Origin of the sequence: Mesorhizobium alhagi CCNWXJ12-2 (assembly GCF_000236565.1) — a bacterium.
In the GTDB taxonomy this organism is placed as follows: domain Bacteria; phylum Pseudomonadota; class Alphaproteobacteria; order Rhizobiales; family Rhizobiaceae; genus Allomesorhizobium; species Allomesorhizobium alhagi.
In genome coordinates, this window is record NZ_AHAM01000258.1 from 20,202 (window position 1) to 28,812 (window position 8,611).

The following is an 8,611-nucleotide window of genomic DNA, read 5'->3' on the forward strand; positions in this document are numbered from 1 at the left end:
ATGACGCCGAGGCGATAGCGGCGCGGCAATACACCATCATCGCTGCGACGGCAAATTCCGGACCCGCTTCATTAAATATTTACGCGAAACGGTAACCATAACGGGGTGTAAACAGTAACGCGTATTCCGGGTATCTCAATGTCAGCCGTGCGTTCCCTCGCCGAACTTCGCCCCCAGCCGCAAAAGGCCAACTGGCTCGACACCATCATGAAGGGCGACTGCGTCGCGGCGATGGACCGCCTTCCGGAAAAGTCAGTCGACCTAGTGTTTGCCGACCCGCCCTACAATCTGCAGCTCAACGGCGATCTCCACCGTCCGGACCAGTCGAAGGTCGACGCCGTCGACAATGACTGGGACCAGTTTGACAGCTTCGCCGCCTATGACGCCTTCACCCGCGCCTGGCTGCTTGCGGCGCGTCGCATCCTGAAGCCGAACGGCGCGATCTGGGTGATCGGCTCCTATCACAACATCTTCCGCGTCGGCTCGACGCTGCAGGATCTCGGCTTTTGGATCCTGAACGATGTCGTCTGGCGCAAGACCAACCCGATGCCCAATTTTCGCGGCCGCCGCTTCCAGAACGCGCATGAGACGCTGATCTGGGCCTCGCGCGACCAGAACGCCAAAAGCTACACCTTCAACTATGATGCGATGAAGGCTGCCAATGACGACGTGCAGATGCGCTCGGATTGGCTCTTCCCGATCTGCACCGGGGCTGAAAGGCTGAAGAACGACAATGGCGACAAGCTCCATCCGACGCAGAAGCCGGAGGCGCTGCTGGCCCGCGTGATGCTGGCCTCGACGAAGCCTGGCGACGTGGTGCTCGATCCTTTCTTCGGCTCGGGCACAACCGGCGCGGTGGCGAAGCGCCTAGGCCGCCATTTCGTCGGCATTGAGCGCGAGCAGGACTATATCGACGCCGCCAATGAGCGCATCGCCGCCGTGACGCCGATGGAGGACGCTGATTTGACGGTGCTTTCAGGCAAGCGGGCCGAGCCGCGGGTCGCTTTCGTCAGCCTGATCGACGCCGGCATCATGAAACCGGGCACCGTGCTTTATGACGCGAGAAAGCGCTTCGCCGCGAAAGTTCGGCCGGATGGCACGCTGGCCGCCGGCTCAACGGCAGGCTCTATACATCGGGTGGGAGCCGAATTGCAGGGGCTCGACGCCTGCAATGGCTGGACCTTCTGGCACTACGAGCGCAATGGCGGCCTGACCCAGATCGACGAACTGCGCCGCATTGCCCGCCTCGGCATGGAACGCGCTGGCTAGGGGTGTTGGTATTCAGGTGAGACCGGCCTGACCTGAATCTCAACAACGCTTAGATCTATACCAGTTAACCGATGGGACGGGCTCCAGTCACCGGCTGATCCCGAAGCGCTCGAGGTCCTCCTCGAGCGCTTTGGCGTTCTGGAACAGCACGGCCTGCCAGCCCGCCGCCTTGGCGCCATCGACGTTCTTCTGGCTGTCGTCGATGAAGATCGTGGCCGAAGGGTCTAGGTCGAAAGCGGCGACGTGGTGATCGTAGATGCCGCGATCCGGCTTGAGCATGCCGATCTCGCCCGAGACAGTCACGCCGCGGGGCTTTTCCAGGAAGGGGAACCGCTCCCGCGCCTCGGCGAAGGTATCGGCGGCGAAATTGGTAAGCATGGTGACGTCGCGGCCCTCTTCGATCAGCCGTTCCAGTATCGCGACGCTGTCGTCGTAGGAGTGCGGCACCATCTCGTGCCAGCAGCGGCGGAAATTGCGGATGTTATCGGCGTGGTCCGGATGAGCGTCGATCAGAAGCTGCTCGGCTTCCTCCCAGGTCCGTCCGCGGTCCTGTTCGATGTTCCAGTCGTGCGTGCAGATATTGTCGAAGAACCAGCGGCGCTCTTCCGGGTCCGGAATCAGCCGGCTGAACGGCAGGTCGGGATCGTAGTGGATCAGGACCTTGCCTATGTCGAAGACGATATGACGGATTTCGCTCATGCATGCCTCGCTGGACTGTCGCGCCGCGCCTTGGTCGCGCCGGGTATCGCAGCCTCGATTACCTTTTTCATGACGGTCGGCAAGGCCTCGCCGGAAATTTCGGCAGCCGGCGACCAGCGATGGCCGGCCGGAGCGGCTTTGTCGCCGGCGCTGGCGCGGTAGACATCGAGTTCGAGCGCGAAGTGCGTGAAGACGTGGGCGATGCTGCCGGCGTGCTGCCAGTCGGCGGTGAACGGGGCGGATTCTGAACTGGTGTCGCCGTCCAGACGCGCCGTCCATCCGGTTGTCGGAACCTCGCTCATGCCGCCGAGCAGCCCCTTGTCCGGGCGCGTGCGCAGAAGGATCGCGCCGTCGTTGCGGATGGCGACGAAGGCAGCGCCACGCCGCCGCGGCTTTTCGGCCTTTTCGGCGCGGACCGGCAGCAATTCGGGATCGCCGGAAAGGATAGCTCGGCAATCTTCCCGAACCGGACAGAGCATGCAGCGCGGCCGCCGGGGCGTGCAGATCGTCGCGCCGAGATCCATCATTGCCTGCGCGAAATCGCCCGGCCGATCGGCAGGAACCAGCCCTTCCACCGCTGCCCGGATTTCGGCCTTGGCCTCGGCGAGCGGCGTGCGGATTTCGAACAGCCGCGCCGTGACGCGCTCGACATTGCCGTCGACAACCGTCGCCGGGCGGTTGAATGCGATGGCCGCGATCGCCGCCGCCGTATAGGCGCCGACGCCGGGCAGCTTGCGCAATTCGTCCTCGGTTCCGGGGAAGCCTTCCGGGAGCCCGGCTACGATGTCGGCGCAGGCCTTCAGATTGCGGGCGCGCGAATAGTAGCCTAGCCCGGCCCAGGCCTTCATCACCTCTTCGGTTTCGGCGGCCGCAAGCGCCTTGACGTTCGGCCATTTTTCCAGGAATGCGCGGAAATACGGCTTGACCGCTTCGACGGTCGTCTGCTGCAGCATGATTTCGGAAAGCCAGACGCGGTAGGGATCCGCCCGCCCGCCCGCCGCAAGATCGCGCGGCGCCCTGCGCCAGGGCAGTTCGCGATGATTGGCGTCGTACCAGGCGAGCAGGCGGCTGGCGATGTTGCCTTCTTCGGTTTGCTGGACGCTCTTGCGGGTCATGCCTGCTGGTGCCATTGATCGGATAATTGGCCTATGGTCGTCGGGTCGCGCATTATCTGGAGAACGCATATGGCAGGGAAAAGGCCGAACGGCTATCCTGTTCCGGTCAGCGATCTCGCTTCGGAAATCCTTGACCCGGTGCTGCGCAAGCGGGCCGGCATTTCGGTCGGCCTCGTCCAGTCGTGGGAAGAGATCGCCGGGCCGCGCCTGGCGCAAAACACGCGACCGGAAAAAATCCAGTGGCCGCGGCGCATGCACGAGGACGATCCGTTCGAGCCGGCCGTCCTCGTCATCGCCTGCGAAGGAGCGGCGGCTCTACACCTGCAGCACGAAACCGGCGAGATCATCAGCCGCGTCAACGCCTTTCTCGGCTTCAACGCGATCGGCCGCATCCGCATCATGCAGAAGCCGCTCTCGTCGAAAACGGGCGCTCCCAAGCCTCGCCCTCGGCCATTGACGGCGAGCGAAAAGGCCAAATTGTCGGGCACCGTCGAAAAAATAGAGGATGTCGGGCTTCGCGCTTCGCTCGAACGGCTCGGCGCCACCATAGTCGGGACCAAAAAATAGCGCCTGCAAACTCGCGGTTTCGTGATCGCAGGCCCGGTTTTCCCGATTGGATTGGGGACGGCGATGCCTTATTTCGCGCGAAGTCTCGCTTTCTGGTGCATTCGCATCGCAACATCCCAACAGCAGCCAGGTGATTCGCATGATCCGTTCCATCCCGCGCAGGACCGTCCTCTCTTCGCTGGTCGCGCTTTCGGCTGCTTTTGCGCTGGCAGCGTGCGGCGACAGCGGCGAGGAAAAGGCGGCGGAAGCGGCAAAGCCCGCCGAGCCTGCAGCGCCTGCGCCAGCGGAAACGGCTGCTCCCGCCAAGCCGGCAGTCGCCGCGCCTCCGTCGCAGGGCACAGTCGACATGGCCAAGCTGCTCGAGCCCGGCGCGCTGCCGGAAAAGAGCCTTGGCAAGGAGGATGCGCCGGTCACCATCGTCGAATATGCCTCGATGACCTGCGGCCACTGCGCGCATTTCCATGAGACGACGTTCCCGGCGCTGAAGGAAAAATACATCGACACCGGGAAGGCGCGGTTGATCTTGCGCGAATTCCCGTTCGACCCACGCGCCGAAGCAGGCTTCATGCTGGCGCGCTGCTCCAACGACAACTACTTCGCCATGGTCGATGTGCTGTTCAAGCAGCAGGAAGCCTGGGCGGGCGTAGAAAATGCCAAGGAAGCGCTGCTACAGATCTCCAAACTTGCCGGTTTTTCACAGGAGTCGTTCGAGGCCTGCTTGACGGACCAGAAGCTTCTGGAGGATGTGAGAGCAGTGAGAGCCCGCGGCGAAGCTGATTTCAAGGTCGACTCGACCCCGACCTTCTTCATCAACGGCAACACCTACAAGGGGGCAATGTCGATTGAGGAAATGTCGGCGATCATCGACGGCATGCTCTGATCTTCATGCAGTGCCGGGGCATGACCGCCTCGGCATGACTGCGCGCGCCCGGCCGCGCCGATGAAATTTTCGCGGCTCCGCCTTCTCGGCTTCAAATCCTTCGTCGAACCCGGCGAGTTCGTCATCGAACGCGGCCTGACCGGCGTTGTCGGGCCAAATGGCTGCGGCAAATCCAATCTCGTCGAGGCGTTGCGCTGGGTGATGGGCGAAAGCTCGTACAAGAACATGCGCGCCTCCGGCATGGACGACGTTATCTTCTCGGGTTCCGGTACTCGCCCCGCGCGTAACACCGCCGAAGTGACGCTGTTCCTCGACAATAGCGACCGTACCGCGCCCGCGGCTTTCAACGATGCCGACGAACTGCAGATTTCACGCCGCATCGAGCGCGAGGCAGGCTCGATCTATCGCATCAACGGCAAGGAAGCGCGCGCCAAGGACGTGCAGCTTCTTTTTGCCGACCAGTCGACCGGCGCTCGCTCACCCTCCATGGTCGGCCAGGGCCGTATCGGCGAGCTGATCCAGGCAAAGCCGCAGGCGCGCCGCGCGCTTCTGGAAGAGGCGGCCGGCATTTCCGGCCTGCATACGAGGCGCCATGAGGCGGAGCTTCGGTTGCGCGCGGCCGAGCAGAACCTCGAGCGGCTGGACGACGTCGTCGGCGAATTGAAAAGCCAGATCGACAGCCTGAAGCGGCAGGCGCGCCAAGCCTCGCGCTTCAAGAACCTGTCGGCGGACATTCGCAAGGCCGAGGCGATACTTTTCCACCTGCGCTGGACGCAGGCCAAGGCGCAGGAAGGCGAGGCTCGCTCCGCGCTTGCCGCCGCGACATCGCTGGTCGGCGAGCGCGCTGCCGCGCAGATGAACGCCGCCAAGGAGCAGGCGGTCGGTGCGCACCATCTTCCCGAATTGCGCGAGGCGGAAGCCGCCGCCGCCGCCGTCTTCCAGCGACTGTCGATCGCCAAGGCGCAGATCGAGGAGGAGGCAGGCCGCGTTCGCACGCGCCAGGCCGAACTCGACCGCCGCCTGCAGCAGCTCGACGCCGACATCGCCCGCGAAGAGCAGATGGTGCGCGACAATGCCGATATTCTGGCGCGGCTTTCCACTGAAGAAGCGGGGCTGAACGCCGAGAATGAAGGCGCGGACGAACGGGAGATCGCGACACGGGCGGCTTTCGAGGAAGCCGCCGCGACGCTGGCGCTGAGCGAGAGCGTGCTGTCCAAGCTGACCGCCGAGCGGGCGGAGGCGGCTGCCGCGCGCAACCAGATCGAGCGCGCTTTGCGCGAGACGGCGGAACGCCGCGACCGCTTCTCCCGCCAGCTTGCCGAGATCGACCGCGAGACGGCCGATATAGAGGGCAAGATCGCCGGGCTGGCTGATCCAGCCGAGAAGAAGATCCTGGCCGATGAGGCGCAGGCGGCGCTCGATCGCGCCGAGGGCATTGCAACCACCGCCGAAAAGTCAGTCTCCGAGGCGCGGCTCGCCGAAAACGCCGCCCGCCCGCCGCTGCAGGAGGCGCGGGCCGAACTGGCGCGGATCGAGACCGAGGCGCGTACGCTGGCGAAAATCCTGAATGCCGCGAGCGGCGATCTGTTTCCTGCGGTGCTCGAACAGATCAGCGTCGAGCGCGGCTTCGAGACCGCACTGGGCGCCGCGCTGGGCGAGGATCTCGACGCGGCGCTGGATCGCGCAGCGCCTGTGCACTGGGGGGATATTGAACCGGCGGCCGGCGATCCGACCCTGCCGGAAGGCGTGCAGAGCCTTTCCACAGTCGTGCGCGCACCGCGTCAGCTGGCGCGGCGGCTGGCGCAGATCGGCATCGTGGACCCGGCCGACGGCGCGCGGCTGCAAAGGTTGCTGGAGCCCGGCCAGCGTCTTGTCAGCCGCGAAGGCGCGCTCTGGCGCTGGGACGGACTGACGGCTAGCGCCGACGCACCGACCGCCGCCGCGCAGCGCCTCGCCCAGAAGAACCGCCTTGCCGAACTCGATGCCGAAGCGGTCGCGGCCACGCTGAAGGTGCGCGGCGCCGAGGAAACGCTGGCGCGAGCCGAAAGCGCTGTCCGCCAGAAGACCGAGGCCGAGCGCATGTCGCGGCAGGCATGGCGCGATGCCCAGCACGCGGTCGGCGCGGCGCGCGATACACTGGCGCGTGCCGAGAAGGCCGCCGGCGAACTGTCGAGCCGGCGCGCAGCACTCGCCGAGGCGCGCACGCGCATCGCGGAAAGTTTTATGGAGGCCGAGAATGCGTTCGGCGAGGCGCAGGCTCAGCTCAATGCCGCGCCTGATCTTTCAGAGCTGCAGGCGCGGCTCGACCAGGCGTCTGGTCATGTCGGCCGCGATCGTTCCGCGCTTGCCGACGCCCGCGCGGTCCATGAAGGGTTGAAACGCGAGGCCGAACAGCGCCTGCGCCGGCTCGACGCGATTGCCGCCGAGCGCAAGAGCTGGACGCTGCGCGCCGAAAACGCCGCAAGCCACATCGCCGCGCTCGCCGAGCGGCGCGCCGAGGCCGGCGAGGAGCGGGAAAAGCTCGCGGATGCGCCCGACGAGATCGACCAGCGCCGCCGCGCTTTGCTGACGCAGCTTTCGCAGGCCGAGACGCTGCGCCAAACGGCGAGCGATAGGCTGCAGGAGGCCGAGACGCGCCAGGCCGCGCTCGACAAGGCGGCCACGGCCGCGATCCAGTCCCTCTCCGAGGCGCGCGAGGCGCGCGGCCGCGCAGCAGAGCGTCTGACCGCCGCCGACGACCGCCGCAAGGAAATCGAGGCGCGCATCCAGGAGGCGCTCAACACGCCGCCGCATCTGGTGATCCGCCATACCGGCCTCGAAGCCGACAGCCCGCTGCCTGATATGGCCGAGGTCGAGCGGCAGCTCGACCGGCTGAAGATCGAGCGCGAACGGCTGGGCGCGGTCAATCTGCGTGCCGAGGAGGAGCAGAAGGAACTTTCGGACCGGCTCGAAACGATCGTGTCGGAGCGCGAGGACATCATCGAGGCGATCCGCAAGCTGAGGCAGGCGATCCAGAGCCTCAACCGCGAAGGCCGCGACCGGCTGCTTGCCGCTTTCGACGTGGTCAACGCCCAGTTCCAGAGGCTGTTCTCGCATCTCTTCGGCGGCGGCACGGCGGAATTGCAGCTGATCGAGTCCGACGATCCGCTGGAAGCCGGGCTTGAAATCCTGGCCCGCCCTCCCGGCAAGAAGCCGCAGACGATGACGCTGCTTTCCGGCGGCGAGCAGGCGCTGACCGCCATGGCGCTGATCTTCGCGGTGTTTTTGACCAACCCCGCGCCGATCTGCGTGCTCGACGAAGTCGACGCCCCGCTTGACGACCATAATGTCGAGCGCTTCTGTAATCTGATGGACGAGATGGCGCGCACTACCGAAACGCGCTTCGTCATCATCACGCACAACCCGATCACCATGGCGCGGATGAACCGGCTGTTCGGCGTGACCATGGCCGAGCAGGGCGTCAGCCAGCTTGTGTCGGTGGATCTGCAGACGGCGGAACAGTTGCGCGAGGCGAGCTGAGACAGCCCAGTAGTCCCAATTATTTTTTTGAGCCGCGTTTAGTCGTCGCAGGCTTGATCCGAATGCGTATGGCGCCTCCTTTGGGGCGATCGATCTCAAACGCGTTCGTTTTTTCTACGAGAGCACTCAACTGCCGGAATCCGTATGTGCGCGAGTCAAAATCCGGCGCAACTTTTGCCAGCTGATTTCCGACGGTCCCCAACGGAACCCAGCCGTCTTCGCTTTCTACCTGTGCAAAAGCCCTCTTGATTATCGGCGTGGCTTTGCTCGGTGGCTCGAGTGCTTTGGTGGTTGAATCCTGATCCTGATCGTTCGCCGGCGCGCCAGGGACAAGGTTCTCTGTGAAGATGAAGCGGTGGCAGGCCTGCCGAAGGCTCTCCGGCGTCTTCTGCTCGCCAAACCCATAGACGCTGAGGCCGTGTTCCCGGATGCGGGACGCCAGTCGCGTGAAATCACTGTCGGACGATACGAGGCAAAAGCCATCGAAGCGGCCAGTGTGAAGAAGGTCCATCGCATCGATCACCAAGGTGATGTCTGAAGCGTTTTTGCCGGTCGTGTAGGC

7 protein-coding genes are annotated in these 8,611 nt (G+C 64.8%); 4 read left to right on the top strand and 3 right to left on the bottom strand.

What is annotated here, in order from left to right; genetic code table 11:
* The first annotated feature begins 138 nt into the window (after positions 1-138).
* The gene (locus MAXJ12_RS27410; protein ID WP_008839369.1) at positions 139-1,269 is read left to right on the top strand and encodes a site-specific DNA-methyltransferase; all 1,131 of its coding nucleotides are present in this window, start codon (positions 139-141) and stop codon (positions 1,267-1,269) included.
* A gap of 87 nt (positions 1,270-1,356) precedes the next feature.
* Here the strand turns inward: MAXJ12_RS27410 and MAXJ12_RS27415 are convergent, their stop codons facing one another.
* Together MAXJ12_RS27415 and mutY are read right to left on the bottom strand one after the other, a co-directional pair.
* A complete protein-coding gene (locus MAXJ12_RS27415; protein WP_008839370.1) occupies positions 1,357-1,968 on the bottom strand; it encodes an HAD family hydrolase in 612 nt (203 codons plus the stop codon).
* Positions 1,965-3,083: an A/G-specific adenine glycosylase gene (mutY, locus tag MAXJ12_RS27420; protein WP_008839371.1), complete on the bottom strand. Its 1,119-nt coding sequence runs from the start codon at positions 3,081-3,083 to the stop codon at positions 1,965-1,967. The genes MAXJ12_RS27415 and mutY overlap by 4 nt, the downstream gene beginning before the upstream one ends.
* A 69-nt stretch (positions 3,084-3,152) precedes the next feature.
* Between mutY and MAXJ12_RS27425 the strand changes: the two genes are divergently transcribed.
* The 3 genes from MAXJ12_RS27425 to smc all read left to right on the top strand — a co-directional run bounded on the left by MAXJ12_RS27425 (position 3,153) and on the right by smc (position 8,049).
* Positions 3,153-3,650: a DUF721 domain-containing protein gene (locus tag MAXJ12_RS27425; RefSeq protein ID WP_008839372.1), complete on the top strand. Its 498-nt coding sequence runs from the start codon at positions 3,153-3,155 to the stop codon at positions 3,648-3,650.
* A gap of 139 nt (positions 3,651-3,789) precedes the next feature.
* Positions 3,790-4,530 carry a DsbA family protein gene (locus MAXJ12_RS27430; RefSeq protein WP_008839373.1) on the top strand — a complete coding sequence of 247 codons (741 nt, stop codon included), beginning with the start codon at positions 3,790-3,792 and terminating at the stop codon, positions 4,528-4,530.
* Positions 4,531-4,590: 60 nt separating this feature from the next.
* Positions 4,591-8,049, top strand: a complete 3,459-nt coding sequence (smc, locus tag MAXJ12_RS27435) for a chromosome segregation protein SMC (protein WP_008839374.1) — start codon at positions 4,591-4,593, stop codon at positions 8,047-8,049.
* Between the two features lie 19 nt (positions 8,050-8,068).
* Here smc and MAXJ12_RS27440 read toward each other — a convergent pair.
* The coding region (locus MAXJ12_RS27440) for an NYN domain-containing protein (RefSeq protein ID WP_008839375.1) at positions 8,069-8,611 on the bottom strand (543 nt) is incomplete at its 5' end.

Bases quoted from the DNA above. Each gene is read 5' to 3' on its own strand.
- MAXJ12_RS27430 (WP_008839373.1), top strand. From the start codon at position 3,790: ATGATCCGTTCCATCCCGCGCAGGACCGTCCTCTCTTCGCTGGTCGCG.
- MAXJ12_RS27410 (WP_008839369.1), top strand. From the start codon at position 139: ATGTCAGCCGTGCGTTCCCTCGCCGAACTTCGCCCCCAGCCGCAAAAG.
- MAXJ12_RS27415 (WP_008839370.1), bottom strand. From the start codon at position 1,968: ATGAGCGAAATCCGTCATATCGTCTTCGACATAGGCAAGGTCCTGATC.
- smc (WP_008839374.1), top strand. From the start codon at position 4,591: ATGAAATTTTCGCGGCTCCGCCTTCTCGGCTTCAAATCCTTCGTCGAA.
- mutY (WP_008839371.1), bottom strand. From the start codon at position 3,083: ATGACCCGCAAGAGCGTCCAGCAAACCGAAGAAGGCAACATCGCCAGC.
- MAXJ12_RS27425 (WP_008839372.1), top strand. From the start codon at position 3,153: ATGGCAGGGAAAAGGCCGAACGGCTATCCTGTTCCGGTCAGCGATCTC.